Raw genomic sequence first — 25,593 nt, 5'->3', positions numbered from 1 at the left:
GGCCGGGCACCGGGACCGGTCAGGGCTCCACCGACGCCGCGACCAGCCAGGCCGTGAGCAGCACGACCCCGGCCATCAGCGTCGTCTCCCGGCCCGTGCTGCGCCGCAGGGCCACCTCGGCCGTGCGGGAGCGGCCCGCGTGCCGCACGACGGCGCGGCGTCGGGCCGTCAGCCGCGGGACGACGCGGAGGTGGTTGTGCGCGCCGATCGCCGCCACCACGGCGACGAGGCCCGCCTTGGCCAGCAGGAACCGGCCCCAGTCGCTCTCCCAGAGCTGGGCCGGCCGGTCCAGGATCCCCACCGCGAGCAGCACCCCGGCCACGCCGACCACGGTGACGGCGGCCGCCGCGACCACCGAGAAGCGGGCCACCGTCAGCGCGGCGTCCGGGTCGCGCCCGTCCCGGCGGCGCGCCCGCAGCAGCACGCCGAGGGCGACGAGCCCGCCCACCCACGTGGCGGCGGCCGCGAGGTGCGCCACGTCCGCGGTCACCACCAGCCACCGCGGCTCGACGGTGTTGCTGTGCCCGCCGAGCACCTGCCCGGCGCCCGCCAGCGCAGCGCCGGCCGCCGCGAGCCAGGAGCCGGCCGCCGTGTGCCGGGCACCGACCGTGATCGCGACGGCGCCCGCGGCCTGGAGGCCGACGTCCCACCGCGCCGTCCCGGTGAGCGAGTCACCGATCGCGGACGCGGACACGCCGGACGCGAGGTCGCCGTGCGCCAGGAGCACCGAACCCGCCAGCACCCGGACGACGAGCCCGCCGAGCAGCAGCACGCCCGACCACCGGACCAGCCGCAGCACCGCCGGCGGGTCCGCCTCGTCGCGGCCGCGCAGCACCAGGCCCACGAACACCAGGGCACCCCCGGCGACCAGCGCGCCCCAGAGCGCGGCCGCCGCACCCAGGCGGACGGCGGCCGACGCCGCGCGGGTCGCCGGACTGTCCATCGCGGCGGGGTCGTGGCCCATGTCATGTCCCATGTCATGTCCCATGTCGTGGCCCGTGCCATGGCCCGTGTCATGGTTCGAGCCGTCGGACGTGTCGTGGTTCCCACCGGAGGCATCGTCCCCGGCACCGGCTCCCCCGGGCTCGCCGGACGCCTCCGGCGACGCCGACGCACCGCCCGGCGCCTCGCCGCCCGCAGCCCCGCCGGCGACGTCGAAGCCGAACGTGCCCTCCAGCGGGTGGCCGTCCTGGGCCGCTGCCGTCCAGGTCACCGTGTACCGGCCCGCCCGCAGCGGTGCGGACGGCGTCGCGACCAGGGCCAGGCCGTCCTGCGCCGGAGCGACCGTGGCCGCGACGGTGCCGTCCGGCCCGTCGACCACCACGCCGTCCCCGAGCGGACTCACCGGCAGCGTGAACCGCAGGGTCACCTCGGCCACGGGGGCCGACGCCGTCGACCCGGCGGCGGGCGCCGTCGACTCGAGCCGGGTGTGCGCCGCGGCGGGCGGCGCCCACCCCAGCGCCAGGACGAGTGTCGCGAGCAGGCCGGCGGCCGCCCGGACCAGGACCGCACGAGGGCGCGCGCCACCGAGCGTTCTGCACATGGGCAGACTCCTTCGGGAGGGGTGGTGCGCCGGCGCGTGCCGGCGCACCACCGGCGGTCACATCGAGGCGAGCAGGCCTTCCATCGTCTCGATCTCGGCCGCCTGCGTGTCGACGATCGTCCGCGCCATCTCGACGGCGCCCGCGTCCTCGCCCGACTCGACCTCTTCCTGCGCCATCTCGACGGCGCCCTGGTGGTGCACGATCATCTGCTCCAGGAACAGGCGGTCTGCCTCGGGGCCGGCCGCGTCGGCCAGCATCTGCATGTCGTCCTCCGACATCATGCCGTCCATCCCGGCGTGCCCGCCGTGCTCCGAGGTGCGCTCGGCACCCCAGGTGTCGAGCCACTGGCCGAGCGTCTCGATCTCCGGGGCCTGTGCGGCCTTGATCTGCGTGGCCAGCTCCGCGACCTGCGGGGCGGCGTCCGGCCGGGCCAGGACGACGTCCGCCATCTCGATCGCCTGCTCGTGGTGCGGGATCATCATCTGCGCGAACATGACGTCCGCGTCGTTGTGGGCCGTGTGCTCGCCGGCCGCGGTCGCGGTGTCCTGCTCCGGTTCCGCGGAACCGGAGCAGCCCGTCAGCGCCAGGGCGCCGGCGAGGGCGATCGCGGACATGGTCGTGGACAGCGTCGTGGACAGAAGGGTGCGCTTCATGGGGTCTTCCTCTGGTGTCGTCTCGGGGTAGCACTCACGGGCGCGACGGTGCTCGGGCACGGTCGCGCTCTCGGGCCGGCGCGGGTGCGCGCCGGGGCCCGGGTCTACGTCCGGGAGATGCAGAGCTCGTGCAGGGACGGCGCGGCGAGGCCGCCCAGGGTCGCGAGCGCCGGCGGCAGCGCGGCCGTCAGCGCGACCGGTGCGCGCCAGAGCAGACGCCGCACGGGCGCCACCAGGGCGAGCAGCGCGACGAGGATCATGAGGCACATCGCCATGGCGGCGTCGTGCCCGCCGCACCCGCTGCAGCAGGGGCCGGTGTCCCGCTCGTTCCCGGCGTGGCCCGCAGGGGCGTCGACGACCGGCGCGACGGTGGCGGGCTGCTCGGCCGCTCGGGTCATGACCGGCACGGCGGCGGGGTGCGCGGCAGCGACCTGGGCCGGTGCGGCCTCGTGCGGCACGGGGTGCGCGTGGGTCGCGGGCGAACCGCTCAGGGAGTGCATCGCGACCACGCCGACGATCACGGTGAGGATCGCCAGCGCTCCGGCCAGGCCCCGCCGAGGACCGGCGACGGCCGAGCGGAGCAGCGAGATCACGCGCACGGCACGGAGGCTATCCCACGGTCGGCGCCGTGCCGAATCGAACGGCGCACGGCCCGGGGCGGGACCTTCGTCCCGGCAAAGGTGAGCCCTTGGACCGCCCCGGCGGGCCCTCCCGCCCTGCCGTCCGCGGCCCGCCGCATGGTCCGCTGGGGTCACGGGCGGTCCGCCCGTGGAACGAGGGAGGCCGTCATGGACACCACCTGGTACCGCGGCATGGTCGTCGGGGTCGACGGGTCCGCGGAGAGCATGGCCGCCGTCGACTGGGCGGCCCTCACCGCGGACAGGCACTCCGCACGGCTCACCGTGCTGGGCGCCTACGGCACCGAGCCGTCGAGCCCGCGCACGGCCCTGGTGCACGCGAACACGCGCGCCGACGCCTGCGACGCCGTCGAACGAGCGGTGGCCCGGCTCGACGGTGCGCGGCCCGGTGGCCACGACGTCGAGCAGCGCATCATCCCGGGCACGCCGGCGTACGTGCTGACGCAGCGGTCGACGGCGAACGACCTCGTCGTCGTGGGCCGGCGCGGGCTCGGCGGGTGGGGCCGCGCCGCGCTCGGCTCGGTGTCGGCGGCCACCGCGGCGACCGCGCCCGGGCCGGTGGCCGTGGTCCCCGCCGGGGCCTGGACCGGCGACCCGCGCCGGGTGGTGGTCGGCCTGGACGGCGACGACCCCGACCCGCAGCTCGGCATGGCGTTCGCGGAGGCGCAGCAGCGCGCCTGCCCCCTGGAGATCGTGCACGGGCTCGACCCGGACCTGGAGCCGGGCACCGGACCCGACGCCCCGGGCGGCCCGGAGCGGCAGGACGTGCACGACCGGGTGGCGCAGTGGACCGGCAAGTACCCGGCCGTGTCCGCCGTGCTCACGTTCCGTGACGAAGGTGCCGCCGACGCCCTGCTGCACGGCCTCGGCCCCGAGGACCTGGTCGTGGTGGGCGGCCGGCCCCACTCACTGCTCGCCGGCCGTGTCTGGAACTCGGTCGCGGACGCCGTGCTGCGGCGGGCGGCCGGCCCGGTGATCGTGGTCCACGCCTGATTCCCGGCACGACCGCACCGGTCAGAGCTCCACGGCGGGCTCGGCGTCGCGCATGTCGAGGCGGTCCAGGAGCCGGTTGTAGGAGGCGAACGTCCGCTCCACCTGCGCGGGGTCCAGGTAGCGGGACAGGTCGTACCGGTGGGACGGGGTGCCTCGCGGCTTGGCGACCACGTCGGCCAGGCGTTCCTGGTCCTCGGCCGTCCACGTGGCCCCGATCGCCGCGTACAGCCGCGGCACCTCGGTGAACGGGTCGGCGCTGAGCTTGTGGTAGGGCACGTCCACGATCGAGGCGGGCGGCAGATTCCTGCGCAGCTCCAGGCCGCGCTCGACCTGGGCGGCCAGGTGCTCCAGCGCGAACCGGCCGATCACCTGCCGGTCGGTGTCGTGCTGGTACATGCCCCAGAAGGTCTCCACGAGGCTGCAGAACGACCCGATGACCGTGACCGGGTCCCGGTGCGTCCACACGAACGTGGCGTCCGGGAAGACCTTCTTGATCGTGTCCATGTCGCCCAGGTGCGCCGGGTACTTCAGGAACCACCGCCGCGGGGTCCGCCCGTGCTGCAGCACCTGGAGGCACCGCTTCAGGTACTCGTAGTCGCCCGTCAGGTCCCGCTGGGCCAGCCACGTGGTGTAGGCCGGCATCAGGCCGTGCAGGATCGGCCAGTGGCTGCCGTGCGGCAGCAGGAACATCGACTCCTCCGGCCGGTCCACGCCGATCGGGTGGATGTGCGGGATGTCGGGCGCGAACCGCTCCATCATGGCGGCGCCCCGGGAGAGCTGCCGCACCAGCTTGCGCTCTGCGCGCGGGTCGGCCAGGCCGGTGTCCTGCATCTCCCACAGCAGCGGGGCGCGGTGCTGCGGCGAGGCGGACAGCACCCGGTGGGCCAGCGTGGTCGCGGTACGCGGCAGCCCGCAGACCACCACGGGGGCCGTGATCGGCTCGTCGAGGATCTCCGGGTGCTCGGCCAGCACCCGCTCGACCCGGAGCCGGTTGGCGTACCGGGCCTTGACGTCGGCCATGATCAGCGACCAGCCCAGCGGGGAGAGCCGCGGGATCTCGGCCACGCCGCGCACGACCGCGCCCAGGTCGTCGGCGAACCGGCGGTCGGCGGTGCCGGCCTCCTTCTCGACCTGCGCCACCGCGTCGGCCCAGGCCCGGTCGGGGTCCTGGTACCCCTTCACGACCGGGGCGAGCACGGTGTTCAGCACGCGTGTCGTGCGACTCACAAGTTCCTCCAGTGGTGTTCTCGGTGTCGTACTGCGCCGGCCGCGGCCGCGGGGGCGTCAGCCACCGGGACCCGTGCGCCGGAAGGTCACCGGCAGCGCGGCCGGACGGCGGAAGCGGAAGTCAGGGGCCCAGCGGATCTCGTCGACGCCGGTCGCCAGCACGGGCTCGACCTGGCGCAGCAGCGTCTCGACGGCGGTCCGCACGATCAGCCGTGCCTGCCGCGGCGCGGGGCACCGGTGCGCGCCCGCACCCCAGGCCAGGTGGGCGCGGTTGCCCAGCCCGTCCCACGCGTCGCCCCGGATCCTCGGGTCCGACGCCGCGGCGCCGACCGCCAGGAGGACGGCGTCACCGCGCTCGACGTAGGTGACGTCGTCGAACAGGTGCCCCTCCTTCACGGCGAACCGCGGTGCGAGCACCGTGACGGGGGACGCGTGCCACAGCACCTCGTCCAGCGCCTCGTCCGTGCCGAGCCGGCCGCCGGACAGGCGGCGCAGGAACCCCTCGTCGGCGAGGGCGAGCAGCAGGGCCTGACCCAGCCACGCCTGCAGGCCCAGGCTCGCGCCGGTCATCACCGACAGCATGCCGGCCACCGCCTCGTCGGTGCCCTCGTACGCGGGATGGCGGGCGAGCAGGCCGGCCGGCGTCAGGCCGCCGCCCGCGTCGCGGCTCATCACCTGCCCGCCGAGCAGGAAGCTCAGCTCGTCGAGGGTCGCGGCGTCCTGCACCCCCGCGGCGAGGGCGTCGGCGATCTCGAACACCTGCCGGCCCGTCCGGGGGTCCAGCCCGAGGACCGCGCCGAACGCGAGATGGGCCACGGGGGCCACGTAGTCGCGCATCAGGTCGGCCTGCTCGCGGCCGTCCAGCCGGCCGGCCACCTCCTGGCACACCTCGCGCGTGACCCCGCCGACGTCGGTCGCGTCGAGGGCCGCCAGCGCCTCGTCGAGCGGTTCCCGCAGCCGCGCGTGCGCCGGACCGGAGGCCGTGTCGACCCGGCGGCCCGGCCCGGTGGTGAACCACGGCCGCACGGGGGCCGGCAGCGGCACGCGGGGCGTGCCGTTCCAGGCACCCGGCTCGGTCGTGACCATGCCGGACTCCCGGGCCAGCATGACGATGGTCTGGTAGCCGCTCACCAGCCAGGCCCGGGTGCCCGCCCCGAGGTCGACGGGCGCGGCCTCGCCCCACTCCTGGCGCAGGCCGGACCAGGCGGCGTCGATGTCACGCGCCGACAGCACGTCGGTGAGGGCCGGGACGTCCACGGGATCGTGCAGCCGCATCGGCGACCGGCCGGGACGTGACCCGGCCAGCACCGAGCCGGGGTCGCTCGTTGCCGCAGTCGGATTCATCGTCTTCTCTTCCAGCAGGGGCGAGGGCGAGACTCGGGACGGCACGACGATAGCGACAAATGCCGCGTATGTGTGCTTTTTCACCACGTCTTCTTCGCACTTCGCGCCCTGCTGGAGACGGAACCGCCCTGGGGACACGAGCTCGGCACAGCGCAGGGGCCGCTCCCGGCCGGCTCACCCGCGCCGCGGCGCCATCTCCTGCAGGCCGAGCGCGGACAGGAGCTCGAGCCTGCTCCTGGCCTCCGCATCACGGGGCGTGTCCACCACCAGGCGCAGGTCCGTGCCCTGCGTGGTCAGCACATTGGACTCGACCGCGATGTCGCCCACGTCCGGGTGCACCACGATCTTGTGTGCCCCCTGGTGCTCGCCCACCGACCGGAGCTCCCACAGCGCGCGGAACCGCTCGCCCCGGTTCAGCCGCACGACCAGCGTCCGGACGTCGGGGTCCTTCGGGTACCGGCTCGTGGTGGCGCGGAGGTCGGCCACCAGCGACCTCTCGAACGCGTCGCGCTCGGCAGCGGTGAACCGCAGCCGGTTCTCGTGGTCCTCGAACTGGAAGAGCAGGGCGTTGCGCTCGTCGTCGGCGAGCCGGGAGGGATCCCCGAACGTCGCCGCGAACAGGGCGTTCCAGTGCAGGAGCTGCCAGCTCGCGTCGCACACCGCCACAGGGCTGGCGGCGAGCTGCTCCACGATCCGGTGCACACTGCCGGGCACGAGCCGCGGCACCCGGTCCGGGTCGGCGGCGTGGCCCGCGAGGCGCAGCAGGTGGGCCTGCTCCTCGTCCGTGAGCTGGAGCGCACGGGCCAGCGCGGCGCACACCTGGGCCGACGGCGTCGTCGCCCGGCCCTGCTCCAGCCGCACCACGTACTCGGCCGAGATGCCGGCGAGCTGCGCGAGCTCGCCGCGGCGCAACCCGGCCACCCGCCGCGGGGAGTGGTGCGGCAGGCCCACCGCGCCGGGCGTGAGGCGGTCCCGCCAGGTCCGCAGGGCGACACCGAGCTCTTCCATGCCACCATCTTCCGGCACCCGGGCCGGCGGATCGTGGTACCGGTTGTACCAGGAAGAGCCGTGGCTCCCTGAGCCGCGCCCGCCCGCCGAGGATCGGTCCCATGGACATCTTCCTCACCGGCGGCAGCGGATTCGTCGGGCAGCACATGATCACCCGCCTCGTCGCCGACGGGCACACCGTGCGGGCACTGGCCCGCAGCCCCGAGTCGGCGCGCCGCGTGGAGCAGGCCGGGGCCACGGCCGTGCTCGGCGACCTGGCCGACCTGCACGGCCCGGACCCTGCCGGGCATCCGGCGAGCACGCGACCGGGGCCCGCCTGGCTGGGCGCCCTGGACGGGTGCGACGCCGTGGTCCACGCGGCGGCCCGCATGGCCTTCTGGGGGCCGGACGCCGGGTTCGAGCGGGACAACCACCGGCCCACGGTCGCCCTGTTCACCGCGGCGGCCGCCGCCGGGGTGGGGCGGTTCGTGCTCGTCAGCGCCGCCGCCGTCTCGACCGACCGGAACCGCGGGCCCGCGGTCGTCTCCGAGACGACGCCGACGGGACGGCCCCTCATCGCCTACGGCCGGGTCAAGCTCGCGACCGAGCGCGCCCTGGCCGACCTGAGCACCCCGGGCACGACCCTGGTCGTCCTGCGCCCGCCGCTCATCTGGGGCCCGGGCATGACGACGCTGGCCGAGGCCGCACGGGCGGCCGCTGCCGGGCAGTTCGCCTGGATCGACGGCGGACGGCACGTCATCGACTTCGTCCACGTGACGAACCTCGCGGCGGCCACCTCGGCCGCGCTGACCCGAGGCCGGGACCGCGGCGTCTACTACGTGACCGACGGTTCGCCGATGCCGATCCGGGACCTGTTCACGCCCCTGTTCGGGGCGGCGGGCGCCGACGTCAGCCGCGCCCGCAGCGTGCCGTCCGCCGTCGCCGTACCGGTCGCCGCGCTCCTGGACGGGGTGTGGCGGCTGCTGCGCCGCCCCACCCCGCCGCCGCTCGACCGGTGGCTGGTCGCGGTCATGGGCCGCAACCGCAGCTACGACATCTCGCGGGCCCGGGCGGAGCTGGGCTACCGGCCGGGCGTCACGGTCGCCGCGGGGCTGGCCGAGCTGCGCGGGAGCGGGTCGACCGCCGGCGTCGCGTGACCGGCGCCCACCAGGTCGTACGCCGCCCTCCGGTGCTCAGAACCGGAGCACGATCCGACCGCGCACACCGCCCTGTTCCATGCGCCGATGGGCCCCCGCCGCCTCCGCGGCGGGGACCTCGTCGGCGACCCGCAAGGTGATCCCGCCGCTCTCGGCCAGCTCGCGGAGGTGCCGCAGCTTCAGCGCGGAACCGGCGACGTCGTCGACCACGACGCCGGTGAGCCGGACCCCGCGCCGGTGCGCGGTGGCGGCCTGCACCGGGTCACCGAAACCGAAGACGGACACGAGGGCGCCACCGGGCCGTACGACCGCGGCTGCGTCGAGCGCGGGCATCGCCGCGAGCACGACGGCGTCCACCTCGCCGACGGCCGCCCGGACCGCCTCGACCACGTCCGGCCCACGGGGCACGACCACATGCACCCCGAGACTCTCGACCAGCTCGCGGTCGGTGGCTGCGGCGTCCGCAACCACGCGGTGCCCCGCGGCCACCGCGAGCTGCACGACGTACCCGCCGACCGCACCCGCGGCGCCGATCACCGCCACGGTGCCCGGTTCCCGCAGGCCCGCCGCCTCCAGAGCCCCGTAGGCGGTCAGTCCGTTCATCGGCAGGGTGGCCGCCTGCGCGATCGAGGCGCCGTGCGGTGTGTGCACCACGCGATCCATGTGCGCGACGGTGAGCTCGCCGTAGGCCCCGCCGCGAGGGTCGATCGGCCACACGTGCGCCGTCACCGCCTCGCCCACGCGGAAGCGGCCCGCCGCCCGGGCCCCGACGGCGTCCACGACGCCAGCCGCTTCCATCCCCGGCACCCAGGGGGCCGCATGGCGCAGCTGGTGCACGGCACCGCGCCGCATCAGGAGGTCGCCGTTGTTGACGGTGGCCGCCGCGACGCGGACACGCACCTCGTGGTCGCTCACGTCGGGTTCGGGGTGGTCGATCTCGTGCAGGACGTCGGGTCCGCCGAACGTCGTCATACCGATGGCTCTCATGCCGGAGTTCCTCGTTCAGGTCTGGGCGCACGGGATCCCACCACGACCAGGGCAGGGCGTGGTGCGGTCCGTCGCGCGTGCTGGTGCTGGTACCCGGGCGCGTGCAGCGCGGGTGCTAGGAGTCGGAGCCGTGCAGGTGCGGCGCCTCGCCGATCAGCGGCGTGTACCCGGGCGCACGCATCCCGTCGAGCAGGAGGGTGATGATGCGGCGCCAGCCGTCGGGCCCCGCGTCGACGCCGAGGCAGTGGTCGGTGTCCAGGCCGGCTCGCGATCCGATCATGACGTCCTGCCAGGTCACGTCCGCGCGAAGGGCTCCGGCGGCGTGGGCCCGTTCGGTGAGCCGGATGACGGCGTCCTGCAGCGCCGTGGTCCGCTGCGCGATCTCCGGCGTGGGCACCGTGTCGCACGCGGCCGTCACCTCCGCCACGCCCCGGCTGTCCCGGTGCGCGCCGGCCAGGTCCATCACGAACCGGCTCAGGCCCTGCCACGGGTCCTCGATCGCGAGGCACTCCTGCGCACTGTCGAGCATCTCGTCGTAGAGGCCGACCACCACCGCGTCCAGGAGTGACTCCTTGGTGCCGAACCGGCGGTAGAGCGTGCCCACCCCGACTCCGGCGGCCGTGGCGATGTCCAGTGCCGAGACGTCGAGGCCCCGGGAGGCGATGGCCTCCCGGGCCGCGACGATCAGCTGGCGCCGGTTGCGCCGCGCGTCGGCGCGGACATCCGTGGTGACGTCCAGGTCAGGCATCCGGGTCCCAGTTCTCCAGTGCGTCCATCCGCAGGCGCGTCAGCAGCACCGAGTCGATCAGCCACCGGCCGTCGACCCTGCGGTAGGTCTCACGGTACTGCCCGTACCCGTTGTGCCCCTCGGGGGCCTCGGGCCCGACGGGGAACGTCAGCAGGTCCTCCATCGCCCAGATGCCCGACGCCGAGTCCTCGCCCAGGATCTCGATCTCCGGCATGTGCCCGTGGTGCACCGACGGCGCGTCGCCCGTCAGGTCCCGGATGGTGTCCGCGAACTCGCGTGGCGAACCCCAGGTGATGCCGTCGGTCACCAGCGTGGCGTCCGGCGTGAACAGCGCCGCCAGCTCGTCGTGCTTCTTCTCGTCCACGAAGCGGAAGTAGCGGGCCTTCAGCTTCTTGATCTCCTCGACCGCCTCCAGCGCATCCAGACGCCGGGTCAGCTCAGCCAGGTCACTCATGTCGATCTCCTCGCGTGCGGGGCGCCGCATCGGCACCCTCGATACGGACGACGTTCGTCCGGTTGACCTTCCTGCCAACCGGACGATGCTCGTCCGCATTCCCTGGAGCGCCTGTGAGCCGGCGCACACGCCCGGAACGCGGCCGCGGCCCGACCGTCGCGCCATTGCCCGAGATGTCTTGTATGCCAGACGCGAGCCCGCTACTGTATCGGTACACCTATCGCTGCCAGGGCCCGTTCCGCGACAAGGATGTTAGCGCTCACACCATCCCCGGCAGACGGCTCCCATGAGCCGCGGCATCCACCACGCCGCCGGTAGGACACCACCCATGCCCGGGCGTGGTGCTGCGCCGCGCCCCGGCAGGAACAGGAGCGAAGGATGAGGAAGTCCATCGCACGTCTTGCACTGGGCCTGGCCGCGACGCTGGCGCTCGCCTCGGCGGCAGCGCTGCCCGCCGCCACCGAGGCACCGCCCGCCGCCGCGGCGGGCACCAACCTGCTCACCAACGGCGACCTGGAGAACGGCACCACCGGCTGGTCGGTCTTCGGCGCCGGCTCGCTGGCCTCCAGCACGAGCCCCGTCCACGGCGGCAGCCGCGCCCTGGCGCACACGGGGCGGACGGCGGCGTGGAACGGCCCCGCCCAGACCGTCACCTCGGCGCTGACCAACAACGCCACCTACACCGCGAGCGTCTGGGTGCGCGCCCACAGCGGCACGCCGACCGGCCGGGTCACGCTGGCGGTCACCGCCGGCGGCACCACGAGCTACGTCAACCTCGCCCAGGGGGCGCTGAGCTCGACCGGCTGGACGCAGCTCACCGGCAGCGCGGCGGTCTCGTGGTCCGGGACGCTGTCGTCCGCCACGTTCTACGTGGAGACCGCCGCGGGCACCGACGGCCTGTCCGTCGACGACGCCTCGCTCGTGAACAGCTCGACGTCGGCCTGCGAGCTGCCGTCCACCTACCGCTGGACGTCCACCGGACCGCTGGCCACCCCGAAGGCCGGCTGGGTCTCGCTCAAGGACTTCACCACGGCGCCGTACAACGGCCGGCACCTCGTCTACGCGACCACCCACGACACGGGCACGTCCTGGGGGTCGATGAACTTCAGCCTCTTCTCGAGCTGGTCGGACATGGCCGGCGCGACGCAGAACACGATGTCCTCCGGGACCGTCGCACCGACGCTCTTCTACTTCGCGCCGCGCAACGTCTGGGTGCTGGCCTACCAGTGGGGACCGGCCCCGTTCATGTACCGCACCTCCAGCGACCCCACGAACCCCAACGGCTGGTCCGCCGCGAGCCCGCTGTTCACCGGGTCGATCTCCGGCTCGGGCACCGGACCCATCGACCAGGCGCTCATCGGCGACGGCACGAACATGTACCTCTTCTTCGCCGGTGACAACGGGAAGATCTACCGGGCGAGCATGCCGATCGGGAACTTCCCGGGCAGCTTCGGCAGCTCCTACCAGACGATCATGAGCGACACCACGAACAACCTGTTCGAGGCCGTCCAGGTCTACAAGCTCCAGGGCCAGACCAAGTACCTCATGATCGTCGAGGCCATCGGGGCCAACGGGCGCTACTTCCGCTCGTTCACGGCCACCAGCCTCTCCGGGTCCTGGACGCCGCAGGCCGCGACCGAGGGCAACCCGTTCGCGGGCAAGGCCAACAGCGGCGCCACCTGGACCAACGACATCAGCCACGGTGAGCTCATCCGCACCAGCGCCGACCAGACCATGACCGTCGACGCCTGCAACCTGCAGCTCCTGTACCAGGGCCGCTCCCCCAGCTCGGACGGCGTCGACTACGGCCTCCTGCCGTACCGGCCGGGCCTGCTCACGCTCCAGCGCTAGCCCCCGTGCCTGCCGGACGCCGGGGCCACCCCGGCGTCCGGCACGCACGCGCCATGACGTCAGGCCGGCGCCGGGCCGAGGGCCCGCAGCAGACGGCCCATCTCGCCGTAGGCCTTGTTGCGGTAGGCGACCAGGGCCTTGACCTGCTCCGGCGTGTAGTCGCGCAGCAGGCCCTTGCCGTTCTTGACGCCCTTGCGGTCCCCGGCGACCGCCTCCTGGATGAGGGCCGGCGTGGACAGCCGCTCGCCGAAGTTCTCCTCGAACGTGCGGAACCCGCCCGCGTAGACGTCGAGCCCGGCCTGGTCGGCGATGGCGAACGGACCGAAGAAGCCGAGCCGGAAGCCGAACGTCGTCCGCACCACGGTGTCGATGTCCTCCGGGGACGCGATGCCCTCCTCCGCGATCGACATGGCCTCCTTGAGCAGCACGTACTGGAGGCGGTTCAGCACGAACCCCGGTACGTCGGCGACGAGCGCCCCCTGGCGGTCGGCCTTGGCCAGCAGCTCGCGCACCACCGGGACCACGCCCGGGTCCGTGTGCTCGCTGAGGACCAGCTCGACCCCGGGGATGAAGGGCGCGGGGTTGGAGAAGTGCACCGTGAGGAACCGTTCGGGGCCCGTCATCGCCGTGACCAGCACCCGCGCGGGGATGGTCGAGGTGTTGCTGCCGATGATCGTGTCGGGGCGCGCGGCGGCCGAGATGCGGCCCAGCACCTCGTGCTTGACCTCGACCGACTCGAACACCGCCTCCTCGACGAAGTCGACGTCCGCCACGGCCTCCTCGATGGAGGCGGCGGCGGTCAGGTTGGCGCGGATCGTGTCGGTGGCGCCGGCGTCGTACAGGCCGGCGTCCTCGAACTCGCGAGCCTCCTCGAGCAGCCGCGCGTACGCGGCCTGCGTCGTCTCGGCCGAGACGTCGGCGATGGTGACGGGGAGCCCGGCGAGCGCGAACGACTGCGCGATGCCCCCGCCCATGTACCCGGCGCCGACGACGGCGACCGAACTGATGCTCGTGACCATGATGTTTCTTCCTCTCGGACCGACTGAAACGTTTGCGGACAGGCTCAGGCGCAGGACACCGGGTCGTCCTGACCGGCGCCGTCCTCGATCTCGCCGATGGCGGCGACCTTGGGCGCCGAGGGCGACCCCGGGTCGAACCGGTAGCCGAGCCACTCGCGGGCGAGCCGGCGGGCCAGCTCGATGCCCACGACGCGCTGACCGAAGCAGAGCACCTGGGCGTCGTTGGACAGCACGGCGCGCTCCACGGAGAACGAGTCGTGCGCGGTGACGGCCCGCACGCCGGGGATCTTGTTGGCCGAGATGGCCACACCGAGCCCGGTGCCGCACACGAGCAGCGCCCGGTCGGCCTCGCCGGCGGCGACGAGCCGCCCGGCCGCCGCCCCGATCCGGGGGTAGACGGTGTGCTCGTCGTCGCCCACGCCGACGTCGACCACGGACGCCACCCGCGGGTCCGCCTCCAGGTCCCGCTTGAGGATCTCCTTGTACTCGTACCCGGCGTCGTCCGAGCCGATCACGAGCCGCAGCTGCTCCACCATCACTCCACCTCCGTCGTCGTCGGCGCGGGGATGCCGGCCTCGGCACCCGCCTCGCCCAGCAGGAGGGCGAGCGAGGTCGCCCCCGGGTCCGGGACGCCGAGGCTCTTGTCCCCCAGCACCCGTGCGCGGCCCCGGCGGGCCGCGATGTTCTCGGTGGCGCGCGCACCCTCCTGCGCCGCCTCGACGGTGGCCCGCCACGCGTCGGCCGACGACGTGCCCGCGGCCGCCGCCGCGGCGAGCGCCTCGGCGGCGGGGTGCAGCGCGTCGACGAGCGTCTTGTCGCCCACCCGGGCGCCGCCCACCTCCTGGATCTGGTCCCGGGCGGCCGTGACGCCGGCCGCGAGGTGGTCGAGGGTGACCCGGGCGTCCGCGGGGAGCGCGTCGGCCAGGGCGAGCAGGCCCACGCCCCACAGCGCGCCGGACGTGCCGCCGGCCTTGTCCGCCCAGGCGTCGGCGGCGCGGCGCAGCACGGACGGGGCGTCTCCCCCGGCCCGCACGGCGGCGTCGGCGGCGAGGACGGCGGCGTCGATGCCGCGGCACATGCCCCGGCCGTGGTCGCCGTCGGCCGCGACGGCGTCGAGGTCGCCGAGCATCTGCTCGGCGTCGTGCAGGGCGACCTGCGCGCGGTGGAACAGGCTCGCCACGGTACCGGCGGCCGCGATGCCCTCGGGCGTGGTGGCGGCCACGAGCTCGGTCTCGGGCTCGCCGGGCAGGTGGTCGGGCAGCGGGTCGGGCAGGGCCGCCGGCGCGGGGCGCCAGCTGCCGTGGTGGAAGCCGGGAGCGTCGGCGGGCGCGAGCCAGAGGCGTTCGAGCTCGTCGTCCAGCCAGGTGACCGTGAGGGAGCAGCCGGCCATGTCGAGGCTGGTCACGTACTCGCCGACCAGCGGGGCGACGATGGTCACGCCGCGCTCGACGAGCAGGTCGTGCACCGTGTCCCAGAGCACGAACAGCTCCTCGTACTTGACGGTGCCGAGCCCGTTGAGCAGCACGGCGGCGCGGCCGTCGGCGTCGGCGGGACGCTCCGCGAGCACGCGGTCGACGAGCTCGGCGGCCAGCTCGGCCGCGCTCGGCAGGGCCTCCTCGCCGACGCCGGGCTCGCCGTGGATGCCCAGCCCCCACCCGGCGGTGCCCGGCTCCAGGCCGAACAGCGGGTGGTCGTGGCCGGGCAGGGTGCAGCCGTCGAAAGCGACGCCGAACGACTGCGTGCGATCGTTGCCGTGGGAGGCGAGGCGGTTGACCTCGGCGAGGTCGGCGCCCTCCTCCGCGGCGGCGCCGGCCAGCTTGAACACGACGAGGTCGCCCGCGACGCCGCGTCGTTCATGGGCGCGGTCGGCCGGGGCGGAGGCGACGTCGTCGGTCACCAGGAGGATGGTGACGTCCGTGCCCTGGGCGCGCAGCCGGCTGGCCGCGGCGCCGAAGTTGAGCACGTCGCCCGCGTAGTTGCCGAACGTCACGAAGACGCCCGCGCCTGCGTCGGCGGCGCGGCACACGTCGAGCACCTGGCGGGTGGACGGCGAGGTGAAGATGTCGCCGCACACCGCGGCGTCGGCCAGGCCGTCGCCGACCAGCCCGGCGAACGCCGGGTAGTGGCCCGATCCCCCGCCGACGACGACGGCGACCTTGCCGGGGCGGGTGCCGTCCGCGCGGGCGATGCCGCCGGGCACCTGGCGGAGCCGGCCGGGGTGGGCCTTGACGAGGCCGCGCAGCGCCTCGGGGACGAAGTCTTCCGGTCTGTTGTGGACGTAGGTCATGTCTCCTGCACCTTTGCTCGGGGGACCTGGGGGTTCCGGGGGCTAGCGCCCGGCGCCGCGGAGCACCTCGCGGATGTACTCCCGGTTGATGGCGGCGACGCCGAGGCTGTCCGACCCGTAGTGCTCGCACACGAAGACGCCCTCGAAGCCCAGCTCCAGGGCCCGGCGGATCACCGCGCGATAGTTGACGACGCCCTGCACGAGCGGGGTCGGGTGGGTGGCGTAGGCGCCCGTGGCCGGGTCCTCGTCACGCGTGTAGTTCTTGATGTGCCAGAAGTTGGTCAGGGGCAGCACCTTCTCGAACATCGTGGGGATGTCCTCGATGGGCCGGTGCAGGCGCACCAGGTTGCCCAGGTCGGGGTTGAGGCCCACGTTGTCCCGGTCCACGTCCTGCGCGAACCGCACGGCGAGGTCCGGCGTGCCGACGTAGGTGTCCTCGTACATCTCGAGGCTGACCTGCACGCCCACCTCGCGGGCGTGGTCGGCGAGCTCCCGGATGCGGGCCACGGCCAGGGCGTACGCGTCCTTGTCGTCGAGGTCGTCGTGGTGCCCCTCGGCCAGCCAGAACCAGAGGGCCTTCTCCTGGGCGGGGGTCAGGGCCTGCATGAAGCCGAAGTTGACCACCTCTGCGCCGAGCGCGGGCGCGCGGTCGATGATCGTGTGGCCGAAGCGCAGGTAGTCCTCGCCCCGCTCGGCGTCGATGACGCTGCGCCGGGTGGTGGACACCGACGGCACCGTCAGGCCCGTCTCCTTGAGCACGGTGAGCAGCTCGGCGAACCGGGCGTCGCTCAGCTCGCCGATCGACAGCCAGGCGTCGGTCGGGTCCACGTGCGCGAACCCCAGGTCGGCCACCTGCTGGAGCTGGGCCCGCCACGACTCGGCGGGCGCGTCGACGTTGGGGGTGCCGTCCGCCGCCGTCGACCCGAAAGAGAGCATGTTGGCCGCGATGGGCCAGTCCTCGGCTGTACGCATGGGTGATCTCCGTCGATCCGCGATGCCGTCCGGCATCTGGGTGTCCCGCCGGGCGGCTCGCCCGCCGGGGGTGGTCATGGGTGCGCCGGGGGCAAGGCCCGCCGCTCAGCCCCGCGGGTCGCGGAGCAGCTGTGCCCGGGGCGCGGCGGTGGAGTCCCGGACGACGAACGTGGTGGCGATCTCGATGTGGTGCGAGTCCACGGGCTTGCCCTCGTGCAGCGCCTGCACCGTCAGCAGGGCTCGCCGGCCGATCTCCTCCAGCGGCTGCCGGACGGCGGTCAGCGGCGGGTTGGCCCACGACGCGAGCGGTGTGTCGTCGTAGGCCACGAGGCTGACGTCCTCCGGGACCCGCAGGCCGGTGCGCCGGGCCGCCTCCAGCACGCCCATCGCCTGCGCGTCGCTCCCGGCGAAGACCGCCGTGGGCGGGTCGGGGCGGCGGAACCACTGCTCCGCCACCTCCACCGCCTGGTCGTGGTCGAAGCGGATCGGCCGGACCAGGTCGGCCTCGACCGGCACGTCCCGCTGCCGGCAGTAGGTCAGGAAACCGTCCAGGCGCGCCACGGCGCTGAGCGACTCCGCCGGCCCGGCGACCACCGCGATGTGCCGGTGCCCCAGCCCGACCAGGTGCTCCGCCGCGCTGCGCCCGCCGAGCCAGTTGGTGGACCCCACCGAGACCACGCCCTCCTCGCTGAGATCCAGAGGGTCGATCACCACCAGCGGCACCCGGGCGCGCGCGAGGCTCGCGTACACGTCCGGGCCGAGCCCGGAGGTCAGCACGATCGCGCCCACCCGGTCGGCCGCGGCCAGCCGCTTGGCCCAGGCCGCGCTGGACTCCGGCACGCCGCTCGCCGACCGGCGGCGCACCCGGCCGACGACGACCTCCAGGTCCAGCTCCTCGGCGGCCAGGACCACGCCCCGCAGGATCTGGGTCGCGTAGGTGGTGTTCAGGGCGTCGACCATGAGCTCCACGGTGTGCGCCGTGCTGACGCGGGTGGGCCCCTGGTAGCCGAGCTCCGCGATCGCCGCCTCGACCCGTTCGCGGGTGCTCTCGGCCACGTCGGGCCGCCCGTTCACCACCTTGGACGCCGTCGCGGTCGACACGCCCGCGTGCGCGGCCACGGCGGCGAGGTTGGGGCGCAGGGCCCGGGTCGTCTTCGTCAAGCCTGCCTCCTCGTCCCGACCGTTTCTACCTCGAACCACCGAAAATCACAAGGCACCAGATGCGGTCCGCCCACACCGCGCCGCCCTGGCCGACCCCACGGATGTCCCGGCCAGTCGCCCGAAATCCTCGGTCGACGGCCGGCGCCACTCACCGAAACATTTCGGCCGCCGCCGAGATCACCCGGCCGCTGTGATCGACAGCACCGACCAGGCCGGCAGGTCGAGGTCGATGTCCAGCACGCCGGCGTCGGAGGCGGTGAGCGTGCCGACGCGCAGCGTGTCGGCCACCCCGCGCAGCTCGGCCGTCTGCGCGGGCGTGAGGTTGAGCGGGGCCCCCATCCGGTGCCACGCCTCGGCCACGTTGCCGTGGTCCCAGTCGATCGACTCGACGGTGAAGACGGTGCCGGGCGCGAGGCCCTCGACCGTGTGCCGGATCCGCCGGACCGGGCCCTTCTCCGCCAGGGCACGCGTGGCCGCGTACGTCGTCTCCGAGCCGACGCCGTCGGCGCCCATGTCGTCGGGGTAGTTGAAGAACACGGCCGACACGCTGCCGGTACCGGAGTCCCGGGTGATCGTCCCGTGCGGGGTGACGGCCAGCGCGGTGTCCCCGAGCCGGGACAGCATCGCGAACGCGTGGTACGTCGGCTTGTGCAGGCCCTGCTCGTTCACCAGGCCGAAGCCGCCGTGGAACGGCCCGATGCCGGCGCCACCCTCCTCGAAGACGTCGGTGAAGGTCCAGTACGAGACCGAGTCCGCGAGCGCCGCGCACCGCAGGTAGGCGCGGGTGATGTACGTGGCGGCGAAGAGGGTGTCGTGGATGGCGTCGCGGCTGGAGGGGGAGCTCGACCACTCCGTGATGTGCAGCTCGGCGTCGGGGAACGGGCTCGCGGCGATGATCTTCCGGAGCGCGACCAGGTCGTCGTGGGTCGCGTCCACGTGGCGGCGGATGTGTCGGACCTGGCCGGAGGCCCCGAAGGCCAGGTCGGTCGGGTACAGGTGGGTGGACAGGAAGTCGAGCGGCACGTCGCGGCGCGCGCACCAGTCGATGAGCTCCTCGATCCACACGGGGCGCCAGTCGAGCGCGTCGACGTCCTGCGCCTCGGCCGTGGCGTGCTCGGCGGACCGGTCCTCCCACTCCCCCGCGTAGCGGTCGTCGGGCACGAACACGCTCGTCGAGGGCCCACCCACCTTGAGCTCCGGGTCGACCGCCTTGACGGCGCGGGCCGTGGCCTCGTACAGCTCGAAGTACTGCGTCCGGGTGCCGGTCCAGAAGTACGGCACGAGGTTGGGCTCGTTCCACACCTCGAAGCGCCACTGCCGCACCTCGTCCAGGCCGTAGCGTTCGATCCAGTGCTCCACCGTCGCGGTGACCAGCCAGGTCCACCGCTCCATGTCCGTGGGCGGGCTGCAGTGGGCCTTCCACCAGAACAGCGTCTCCGTCTCCGTCGCCAGCTCGCGCGGCATGAACCCGAGCTCGACGAAGGGCCGGGCCCCGGAGGCGAGGATGAAGTCGAAGACCTTGTCGACGTAGCTGAAGGTCAGCACCGGCTCGTCCAGCGGCGTGGGTGGGCCGAACCCGCCGCCGTCGGAGGCGCGGTAGACGAACATGTCGTCGTGGAACAAGCCGTGGAAGCGCACGTATCGCGCGCCCAGGACCGTCACCGCCTCGGTGAAGTGCTGCTGCCAGTCCGCGCGCAGCGCCTCGTTCGCCCGGCCGGCGCCGACGCACTCGTTCCAGATGTGCCGCAGCGGTGCGCCGACGGCGGTCACGCCGTCGATCGTGAGGTCGGGCAGGGTCGTCGTGCTGTCCGCCATGTGGTGTGTCTCCCTCGCGGGTGTCGGACGGGCGTGGGGAACCCACGGACCCGCTCGGAGCGGCCCGTCGTGATGGTCGAAGTGGTGGGGGTCGGTCAGGCTTCGTCAGCCCTTGACGGCGCCGAGGCTCAGACCCGACTGCCAGTAGCGCTGCAGGCAGACGAACGCCACGATCAGCGGGACGATCGTGAGCAGCGAGGAGGTCAGGACGAGGTTCTGGAGCAGCTCGCCGTTGCCGGCGGTGGAGGCGAGCTTGTTCCACTGGTTGATGCCGACGGTCAGCGGGTACCAGTCGGGGTCCTTGAGCATGATCAGGGGCAGGAAGTAGTTGTTCCAGATCGAGACGAACGAGAACAGCAGCACCGTGACCGTGGCGGGCACGAGCAGGGGCAGGGCGATCTGCCAGAACGTCCGGAACTCGCCCGCACCGTCGATCTTCGCGGCCTCCAGCAGCCCGGTGGGCACGGCCTCCGCGGCGAACACCCACATGAGGTACAGCCCGAAGGGGTTGAGGAACGACGGGATCAGCACCGCCCACGGCGTGTTCGTCAGGCCGAGCTGCGCGAACAGCAGGAACTGCGGGATGGCCAGCGCGATGCCGGGCACGGAGATGGCCCCCAGCACCACGAACAGGAACACCCGCTTGCCCGTGAACTCCAGCTTGGCGAGGGCGTACCCGCCCAGCGCGGCCAGGAACGTGGAGACCACCGCCCCGACGACGACGTACAGCACGGTGTTGAGCAGCCACCGGCTGAAGATGCCGCCGTCGTAGGTGAAGACCGCCGCGATGTTGTCGAACAGGGCGAACCGCGTGCCGAACGAGAAGCCGAAGCTGGAGACGAAGTCCGCCTGGGACTTGGTGGCGTTGATGGCCAGCCAGACCAGCGGTATCAGGCAGTAGAGGGTGAACAACCCCGTCAGGAAGGTCAGCGTGCCGCTGGTGCGGGGGTTGGTGAGGGTGTGGAGGCGTCGGCGCGGGCCGCCCGGACGCCGGACGTCGGTGGTCGTCATGAGAGGTCTCCGGCTGCTACTGGTCGAGGGCGTTCTTCATGCCACGGATCTGGACCGCGTAGGCGATGGCGATGGTGAACGCGGCCATCACCAGGGCGAGAGCAGCGGCATAGCCCTGCTGGGAGCCCGTGAACGCCAGGTTGAAGGCGTACAGGTTGGGCGTGTAGTAGGTCGTGATCCCGCTGTTGGCCACCATCGACGGGAGGATCTGCGGCTCGTTGAAGATCTGGAAGGTGCCGATGATCGAGAAGATGACGGTGATCACGAGCGAGCCCCGGAGCGCGGGCAGCTTGATCGCGCGGATGACGCGCCACTCCCCCGCACCGTCGATCGCCGCCGCTTCGTACAGCTCGTGCGGGACAGCCTTGAGCACGCTGCCGAAGATGAGCATGTTGTAGCCCGTGAAGGCCCACGTGACCATCACGCCGATGGCGATCAGCGTGGTGCTGGGCCGGAACGGGTCCAGGTCGGTGCCGAGCCAGCCGTTGATGCTCCCGAACAGCCCGTAGCGCACACCGAGCATGAAGCCCCACATCAGGGTGGAGACGATGGCCGGCACCGCGTAGGGCAGGAAGATCGCCACGCGCATGAACCGCATGCCGCGCAGCCGCATCGAGTCCATCGCCAGCGCCAGCGCGAGGGCCAGCAGGAGCATGACCGGCACCTGGATCAGCGTGAACCAGACCACGCGGGAGACACCGTCCCAGAACTGGGCGTCGCCGAACAGCTTCGTGTAGTTCGCCAGGCCCACGAAGGACGGGCCGCCCACCATCCGGTCCTGGAAGAGGCTGAGGTAGGCGGCGTAGGCGATGGGCACGATGAACACCAGGGCGAACAGCACACCGAACGGTGCGACGAACGCCCAGCCGGTCTGCCGGCGACGAGGCCGGCGGTACTGCTGCTCCACGCCGGCGGGTGGAGGCGGGGTGGCGGCCACGGCGGGCGCCGTGCGCTGGGTCGCGCTCATGGACAGTCCTCTCGTGTCGTCCGGTCGGGGGCCGGGCGGACGTCCCGCGCCGCGGTGCGCGAGACGTCCGCCGACGGCGGCTAGTCGACCTGGAACCCCTGTTCGTTGCCGTACTCGACGGAGCGCTGCTCCCACGTCTCCAGCACCTGTGCGAGGGAGCCCTCGCCGGAGGTGTAGAACGGCGTGGCGATGTCGCCGTACGTGCTGCGGGCCCACTCGAAGAACGGCGGGTACTGCCAGCCGACGGCGGCGATGTTCGAGGCCTCCGCGAGCACCTCGCCCGTCTTCTGGTCACCGAAGTACGGGTTCTTCACCTCCTGGAACTCGGGGCTGTCGAGCACCGACGTGTTCGGCACGAAGGCTCCGGCGTCGACCCGGGGCTGCAGGCCCTCGCCGTGCGTGAAGTACTCGAGGAACGTGTAGGCCGCCTCCTTGTTGGCCGCGGCCTCCGGGATGCCGAACGCCGAGCCGCCGTTCTCGGCGCCGACCTTCTCGCCCTCCTCCCACTGGGGCATGAGCGAGACGCGGAAGTCGCCCGCGGCGTCCGGCGCCCGCTCGGGCAGGGTCGAGGTGAGCCAGCCGCCCATGTTCTGGGAGGCGAGGGTGCCGTCGTTGAGCGCCCGGTTCCAGTCGTCGGACCAGGCGCTGATCTTCGTGTTGACCAGGTCCTCGTCGATCATCTTCTGCCAGAAGGCCACGGCCTTCTGCGTGCCCTCGTCGGTGAAGTCGATGTGCACGGTGGTGCCGTCCACCTCGAACGGCCGCCCGCCCGCCTGCCAGATGAGCGACAGCAGGAAGAAGAGGTCGTTCGTGTCCTGCGTGATGTAGTAGTCGTCGCCCAGGGCGCGGATCTTCTTCGCCGCCTCGTAGTACTCGTCCCAGGTCGCGGGCGCCTCCTTGATCCCCGCCTTGGCGAACGTCGCCTCGTTCCAGAACATGACGGCGGGGCCGTAGTCGGAGGGCAGGGCGTAGACGCCGTCGCCCATCGTGACGTTGTTCCACGCCGAGGGGACGTAGTCGTCCTCCAGGTCGGCGGCACCCAGCGGGCCGAGGTCGGCGAGCTTGCCCGGCACGGCGAAGTAGGGCACCGCGAAGTACTCGAACATCACCAGGTCCGGCACGCCCGACCCGGCCTGGATCGCGTTGTCGAGCGCCTGGTACTCGTCGGACGACGAGCCGGCGTTCACCACCTCGACGTCGATGCCGGGGTTGGCCTTCTCGAAGCCCGGCACCGCGAGCTCGACCGTGCCGTCCCAGCTCCACACCGTCAGCGTCACCGGCTGGTCCGCGGTACCACCGCCGCCGGTCCCGCCCGCCGTACCTCCCGCGCCCGAGCACGCGGTGAGCGCACCGGCCGTCACGAGCGCGACGCAGACCGCCTGCGCCTTGGTCAAGAGCCTCATCACCCTGTCCCTCCTCGTTGAGAGCGTGCGAAATCTTTTCGCAACTTTATCGATCAAGCAGGGACTGTAGTGGTGCGCTCCGCCGGGCGTCAACCGTCGAGCCTGCCCCATCCTGCCGAGGCATGTCCCGTCTTCTGCGCGCACTCGGTCGGATTGACGCTCCATCAACGGACCGCTAGCCTTCGAAATAGTTTCGACGAAGGGAAGATCATGGCTGGCAGGCCCTCGACCGAGCGCCCGACCCTCGCCGACGTCGCACGCGCGGCCGGCGTGTCCACCGGCACCGCCTCGAAGGCGCTCAACGGCCGCCTCGACATCGCCGAGGACACCCGAGCCCGGGTCCTGGAGGCCGTGGCGGCGCTCGGCTACCGCCCCACGACCGCGCAGTGGGAGCCGCCGCGCACGCGCACCATCGCCGCGGTGACCGACGTGGTGGACTCCCCCTACGTCTCGAACGTGCTCCAAGGCCTCCTCGCCGCCGCCATGACCGCCCAGACCGACGTGCTGGTGCGGCTGGCTCCGGACCGCGCCGTGCGTGCCACGAAGGCGGCCGCCCAGGCCTGGGTGAGCGAGCAGAAGGAGTCGGGGGTCGTCGGTATCGTCGGCATCACGCTGAGCCGGCCCAACGCGGTGCTCCAGGCGGCGCGGAAGGTGGGCATGCCGTTCGTCATGATCGACCCCGTCGACGTGGACGACCCCCGGACCGTCAGCGTCGGCTCGGCCAACTGGGCCGGTGCGCGCACCGCCACGGAGCATCTCCTGGAGCTCGGCCACCGGCGCATCGGCTGGATCGGCGGCCCGGCCGCCTCCGCCGCGGCCCGCGAACGCTTCCACGGGTACCGGGCGGCGCTCGACTCCGCGGGCATCAGCCTGGACCGGACCCTGGTGCGCAGCGACCCCTTCTCCATCGAGACGGGCCTGGTGCACGGCCGCGAGCTGCTCGCGCTGCCCGCAGCGCCCACCGGGATCGTCGCCGGTGACGACGAGATCGCCGTCGGCGTGATCGCCGCGGCGCGCGAGCTCGGCGTCCCGGTGCCCGGGCGGCTCAGCGTGGTCGGCTTCGACGACACGCCGCAGGCCGCGTGGACCACCCCGCAGCTCACGTCGGTGCACCAACCCCTGGCGGGGATGGGCCGGATGGCCGTGGAGACCGTGCTCGTGATGGCCGACGGCGTCGAGCCCGCCTCCCGCCACGTCCAGCTCGCCACCAGCCTGACCGTCCGTGACTCCACGGCACCACCCGCTGCCGTGGCCGGAACGGGGCCCGCCCGCCGCTAGGATGCCTCTGACCTGGTGTCGTGGCCGGTAGGGAGCAAGGGGGCGGTCCGTGAGCGTGACGTTGCAGGACGTCGCCCGGCTGGCCGGCGTCTCGACCAAGACGGTGTCCAACGTGGTGCACGACTTCCCCAGGGTCCGCGCCGAGACCCGGCGCCGCGTGCAGTGGGCCATCGAGGAGCTCGGCTACCGCCCCAACCTGTCCGCCCGCGGGCTGCGCTCCGGCCGCACCGGCGTGATCGAGCTGTCCGTCCCGGAGCTGCGCCAGAGCTACTTCGCCGAGCTCGCCGACGAGGTGATCCGGGCCGCGGAGCAGCGCGGCCTGGGCGTCCTGGTGGAGCAGACCGGCGGCGACCGGCAGCGCGAGATCGACGTCGTGACCCGGCGGCGCCCGTACCTGACCGACGGGCTGCTCTACGCCCCCGAACGGCTCGGCACCGAGGACAAGGACCTGCTCACCACCGACTTCCCCAGCGTGCTGCTCGGCGAACGGATCTTCGGCGGGCCCACGGACCACGTCACGATGCACAACACGAGCGCCGCGCGGGCCGCCGTCGAGCACCTGCTCGAGGTGGGTCGCCGGCGCATCGCGGTGATCGGCGCGCACCCGGACGGCCAGGTCCGCGAGCGCGCCTCCGACCTCCGCGTGACCGGCTACCGGGAGGCCCTGGAGAGTGCCGGGCTCACCGTGGACCCCGACCTGATCCGGGTCGCCGCGCCGTGGTTCCAGTGGAACGGCGCCGAGGCGGTGCGCGAGCTGCTGGCCGCCAGGGTGCCGTTCGACGGGCTCTTCTGCCTCAACGACGGCCTGGCGCTCGGCGCGCTGCGCGAGCTGGCCGCCGCGGGCGTGCGGGTGCCCGACGACGTCGCGGTGATCGGCGTGGACAACATCGACGAGAGCCGGTTCTCCGTCCCGTCCCTGACGACGGTCGACGCGGGGCGCGCCGAGATCGCGCGGATCGCCGTGGACCTGCTCGTGGAACGGATCGCCGAGCAGGGCGCGGGACCGGGCGACCGGCGGCCGCCCCGCCTGATCAAGCCGCCGTTCCGCATCGTGCGGCGCGAGTCCACGGGGTTTCCCGAGACGTCGGACTGAGTCC

At 73.3% G+C, this 25,593-nt stretch carries 23 protein-coding genes; 5 read left to right on the top strand and 18 right to left on the bottom strand.

The annotated features are described in order from the left end of the window. Positions 1 to 19: 19 nt before the first annotated feature. From ACO229_RS07765 to ACO229_RS07755, 3 genes are all read right to left on the bottom strand, one after another. Positions 20 to 1,543 (bottom strand): copper resistance CopC/CopD family protein, encoded by a 1,524-nt coding sequence (locus ACO229_RS07765; protein ID WP_423464434.1) that lies wholly within the window; start codon positions 1,541 to 1,543, stop codon positions 20 to 22. A gap of 57 nt (positions 1,544 to 1,600) precedes the next feature. After that, complete coding sequence (locus ACO229_RS07760; RefSeq protein ID WP_423464433.1) at positions 1,601 to 2,197, bottom strand: DUF305 domain-containing protein; 597 nt, start codon at positions 2,195 to 2,197, stop codon at positions 1,601 to 1,603. A 104-nt stretch (positions 2,198 to 2,301) separates the two neighbouring features. Continuing rightward, the gene (locus tag ACO229_RS07755) at positions 2,302 to 2,796 is read right to left on the bottom strand and encodes a DUF6153 family protein (RefSeq protein WP_423464432.1); all 495 of its coding nucleotides are present in this window, start codon (positions 2,794 to 2,796) and stop codon (positions 2,302 to 2,304) included. Between the two features lie 189 nt (positions 2,797 to 2,985). Between ACO229_RS07755 and ACO229_RS07750 the strand changes: the two genes are divergently transcribed. Then, entirely contained in the window at positions 2,986 to 3,828 is an 843-nt protein-coding gene (locus ACO229_RS07750) for a universal stress protein (RefSeq protein ID WP_423464431.1), read from the top strand. A 21-nt stretch (positions 3,829 to 3,849) separates the two neighbouring features. Here the strand turns inward: ACO229_RS07750 and ACO229_RS07745 are convergent, their stop codons facing one another. From ACO229_RS07745 to ACO229_RS07735, 3 genes are all read right to left on the bottom strand, one after another. Further along, a complete protein-coding gene (locus tag ACO229_RS07745) occupies positions 3,850 to 5,055 on the bottom strand; it encodes a sulfotransferase family protein (protein WP_397410186.1) in 1,206 nt (401 codons plus the stop codon). 57 nt (positions 5,056 to 5,112) lie between these two features. Next, on the bottom strand, positions 5,113 to 6,399 hold the full coding sequence (locus ACO229_RS07740; protein ID WP_423464429.1) for a hypothetical protein: 1,287 nt from the start codon (positions 6,397 to 6,399) through the stop codon (positions 5,113 to 5,115). A 174-nt stretch (positions 6,400 to 6,573) separates the two neighbouring features. Further along, complete coding sequence (locus ACO229_RS07735) at positions 6,574 to 7,407, bottom strand: helix-turn-helix transcriptional regulator (RefSeq protein ID WP_423464427.1); 834 nt, start codon at positions 7,405 to 7,407, stop codon at positions 6,574 to 6,576. Between the two features lie 101 nt (positions 7,408 to 7,508). On the opposite strand from ACO229_RS07735, the gene ACO229_RS07730 reads away from it, so the two are divergent. Further along, on the top strand, positions 7,509 to 8,543 hold the full coding sequence (locus ACO229_RS07730; RefSeq protein WP_423464425.1) for an NAD-dependent epimerase/dehydratase family protein: 1,035 nt from the start codon (positions 7,509 to 7,511) through the stop codon (positions 8,541 to 8,543). A 36-nt stretch (positions 8,544 to 8,579) separates the two neighbouring features. On the opposite strand, the gene ACO229_RS07725 is transcribed toward ACO229_RS07730, so the two are convergent. The 3 genes from ACO229_RS07725 to ACO229_RS07715 form a co-directional block, all read right to left on the bottom strand. Next, positions 8,580 to 9,530: an NADP-dependent oxidoreductase gene (locus ACO229_RS07725; RefSeq protein ID WP_423464424.1), complete on the bottom strand. Its 951-nt coding sequence runs from the start codon at positions 9,528 to 9,530 to the stop codon at positions 8,580 to 8,582. A 115-nt stretch (positions 9,531 to 9,645) separates the two neighbouring features. After that, positions 9,646 to 10,278 carry a TetR/AcrR family transcriptional regulator gene (locus ACO229_RS07720; protein WP_423464423.1) on the bottom strand — a complete coding sequence of 211 codons (633 nt, stop codon included), beginning with the start codon at positions 10,276 to 10,278 and terminating at the stop codon, positions 9,646 to 9,648. After that, complete coding sequence (locus tag ACO229_RS07715) at positions 10,271 to 10,732, bottom strand: nuclear transport factor 2 family protein (RefSeq protein WP_397433964.1); 462 nt, start codon at positions 10,730 to 10,732, stop codon at positions 10,271 to 10,273. Before ACO229_RS07715 ends, ACO229_RS07720 begins: the two co-directional genes overlap by 8 nt. A 378-nt stretch (positions 10,733 to 11,110) precedes the next feature. On the opposite strand from ACO229_RS07715, the gene ACO229_RS07710 reads away from it, so the two are divergent. Beyond that, positions 11,111 to 12,583 (top strand): non-reducing end alpha-L-arabinofuranosidase family hydrolase, encoded by a 1,473-nt coding sequence (locus ACO229_RS07710; RefSeq protein WP_397433963.1) that lies wholly within the window; start codon positions 11,111 to 11,113, stop codon positions 12,581 to 12,583. A gap of 59 nt (positions 12,584 to 12,642) precedes the next feature. On the opposite strand, the gene ACO229_RS07705 is transcribed toward ACO229_RS07710, so the two are convergent. From ACO229_RS07705 to ACO229_RS07665, 9 genes are all read right to left on the bottom strand, one after another. Next, positions 12,643 to 13,602, bottom strand: coding sequence for a 3-hydroxyacyl-CoA dehydrogenase family protein (locus ACO229_RS07705; protein WP_423464422.1), 960 nt, complete (start codon positions 13,600 to 13,602; stop codon positions 12,643 to 12,645). Between the two features lie 44 nt (positions 13,603 to 13,646). After that, positions 13,647 to 14,138 (bottom strand): ribose-5-phosphate isomerase, encoded by a 492-nt coding sequence (locus tag ACO229_RS07700; RefSeq protein ID WP_423464420.1) that lies wholly within the window; start codon positions 14,136 to 14,138, stop codon positions 13,647 to 13,649. Further along, entirely contained in the window at positions 14,138 to 15,889 is a 1,752-nt protein-coding gene (locus ACO229_RS07695) for a dihydroxyacetone kinase family protein (protein WP_423464419.1), read from the bottom strand. The genes ACO229_RS07700 and ACO229_RS07695 overlap by 1 nt, the downstream gene beginning before the upstream one ends. Before the next feature lie 42 nt (positions 15,890 to 15,931). Beyond that, positions 15,932 to 16,861, bottom strand: a complete 930-nt coding sequence (locus tag ACO229_RS07690) for a sugar phosphate isomerase/epimerase family protein (RefSeq protein ID WP_423464418.1) — start codon at positions 16,859 to 16,861, stop codon at positions 15,932 to 15,934. Positions 16,862 to 16,966: 105 nt separating this feature from the next. Next, positions 16,967 to 18,022 carry a LacI family DNA-binding transcriptional regulator gene (locus ACO229_RS07685; RefSeq protein ID WP_397433959.1) on the bottom strand — a complete coding sequence of 352 codons (1,056 nt, stop codon included), beginning with the start codon at positions 18,020 to 18,022 and terminating at the stop codon, positions 16,967 to 16,969. 177 nt (positions 18,023 to 18,199) lie between these two features. Continuing rightward, positions 18,200 to 19,837 carry a GH39 family glycosyl hydrolase gene (locus tag ACO229_RS07680; protein ID WP_423464417.1) on the bottom strand — a complete coding sequence of 546 codons (1,638 nt, stop codon included), beginning with the start codon at positions 19,835 to 19,837 and terminating at the stop codon, positions 18,200 to 18,202. 105 nt (positions 19,838 to 19,942) lie between these two features. Next, a complete protein-coding gene (locus ACO229_RS07675; RefSeq protein ID WP_397433957.1) occupies positions 19,943 to 20,848 on the bottom strand; it encodes a carbohydrate ABC transporter permease in 906 nt (301 codons plus the stop codon). A 16-nt stretch (positions 20,849 to 20,864) separates the two neighbouring features. After that, positions 20,865 to 21,815 (bottom strand): carbohydrate ABC transporter permease, encoded by a 951-nt coding sequence (locus ACO229_RS07670; RefSeq protein ID WP_397433956.1) that lies wholly within the window; start codon positions 21,813 to 21,815, stop codon positions 20,865 to 20,867. Positions 21,816 to 21,895: 80 nt separating this feature from the next. Continuing rightward, positions 21,896 to 23,218, bottom strand: a complete 1,323-nt coding sequence (locus ACO229_RS07665) for an ABC transporter substrate-binding protein (protein ID WP_423465277.1) — start codon at positions 23,216 to 23,218, stop codon at positions 21,896 to 21,898. A gap of 210 nt (positions 23,219 to 23,428) precedes the next feature. Here ACO229_RS07665 and ACO229_RS07660 point away from each other — a divergent pair, with 210 nt between their 5' ends. Further along, entirely contained in the window at positions 23,429 to 24,496 is a 1,068-nt protein-coding gene (locus tag ACO229_RS07660) for a LacI family DNA-binding transcriptional regulator (protein ID WP_423464416.1), read from the top strand. Positions 24,497 to 24,545: 49 nt separating this feature from the next. Then, positions 24,546 to 25,589 (top strand): LacI family DNA-binding transcriptional regulator, encoded by a 1,044-nt coding sequence (locus tag ACO229_RS07655; RefSeq protein WP_423464415.1) that lies wholly within the window; start codon positions 24,546 to 24,548, stop codon positions 25,587 to 25,589. The last annotated feature ends 4 nt before the right edge of the window (positions 25,590 to 25,593 follow it).

It is taken from the genome of Promicromonospora sp. MS192 (genome assembly GCF_049532985.1).
Taxonomy (GTDB): domain Bacteria; phylum Actinomycetota; class Actinomycetes; order Actinomycetales; family Cellulomonadaceae; genus Promicromonospora.
The sequence above is the reverse complement of the archived record's forward strand: the minus strand, read 5'-3'. Positions and strand labels throughout refer to the sequence as shown.

Coding starts and splice junctions, on each gene's coding strand:
- ACO229_RS07695 (WP_423464419.1), bottom strand. CDS start 15,889: ATGACCTACGTCCACAACAGACCGGAAGACTTCGTCCCCGAGGCGCTG.
- ACO229_RS07765 (WP_423464434.1), bottom strand. CDS start 1,543: ATGTGCAGAACGCTCGGTGGCGCGCGCCCTCGTGCGGTCCTGGTCCGG.
- ACO229_RS07740 (WP_423464429.1), bottom strand. CDS start 6,399: ATGAATCCGACTGCGGCAACGAGCGACCCCGGCTCGGTGCTGGCCGGG.
- ACO229_RS07735 (WP_423464427.1), bottom strand. CDS start 7,407: ATGGAAGAGCTCGGTGTCGCCCTGCGGACCTGGCGGGACCGCCTCACG.
- ACO229_RS07675 (WP_397433957.1), bottom strand. CDS start 20,848: ATGACGACCACCGACGTCCGGCGTCCGGGCGGCCCGCGCCGACGCCTC.
- ACO229_RS07715 (WP_397433964.1), bottom strand. CDS start 10,732: ATGAGTGACCTGGCTGAGCTGACCCGGCGTCTGGATGCGCTGGAGGCG.
- ACO229_RS07690 (WP_423464418.1), bottom strand. CDS start 16,861: ATGCGTACAGCCGAGGACTGGCCCATCGCGGCCAACATGCTCTCTTTC.
- ACO229_RS07700 (WP_423464420.1), bottom strand. CDS start 14,138: ATGGTGGAGCAGCTGCGGCTCGTGATCGGCTCGGACGACGCCGGGTAC.
- ACO229_RS07720 (WP_423464423.1), bottom strand. CDS start 10,278: ATGCCTGACCTGGACGTCACCACGGATGTCCGCGCCGACGCGCGGCGC.
- ACO229_RS07660 (WP_423464416.1), top strand. CDS start 23,429: ATGGCTGGCAGGCCCTCGACCGAGCGCCCGACCCTCGCCGACGTCGCA.
- ACO229_RS07760 (WP_423464433.1), bottom strand. CDS start 2,197: ATGAAGCGCACCCTTCTGTCCACGACGCTGTCCACGACCATGTCCGCG.
- ACO229_RS07730 (WP_423464425.1), top strand. CDS start 7,509: ATGGACATCTTCCTCACCGGCGGCAGCGGATTCGTCGGGCAGCACATG.
- ACO229_RS07705 (WP_423464422.1), bottom strand. CDS start 13,602: ATGGTCACGAGCATCAGTTCGGTCGCCGTCGTCGGCGCCGGGTACATG.
- ACO229_RS07665 (WP_423465277.1), bottom strand. CDS start 23,218: ATGAGGCTCTTGACCAAGGCGCAGGCGGTCTGCGTCGCGCTCGTGACG.
- ACO229_RS07680 (WP_423464417.1), bottom strand. CDS start 19,837: ATGGCGGACAGCACGACGACCCTGCCCGACCTCACGATCGACGGCGTG.
- ACO229_RS07750 (WP_423464431.1), top strand. CDS start 2,986: ATGGACACCACCTGGTACCGCGGCATGGTCGTCGGGGTCGACGGGTCC.
- ACO229_RS07710 (WP_397433963.1), top strand. CDS start 11,111: ATGAGGAAGTCCATCGCACGTCTTGCACTGGGCCTGGCCGCGACGCTG.
- ACO229_RS07670 (WP_397433956.1), bottom strand. CDS start 21,815: ATGAGCGCGACCCAGCGCACGGCGCCCGCCGTGGCCGCCACCCCGCCT.
- ACO229_RS07725 (WP_423464424.1), bottom strand. CDS start 9,530: ATGAGAGCCATCGGTATGACGACGTTCGGCGGACCCGACGTCCTGCAC.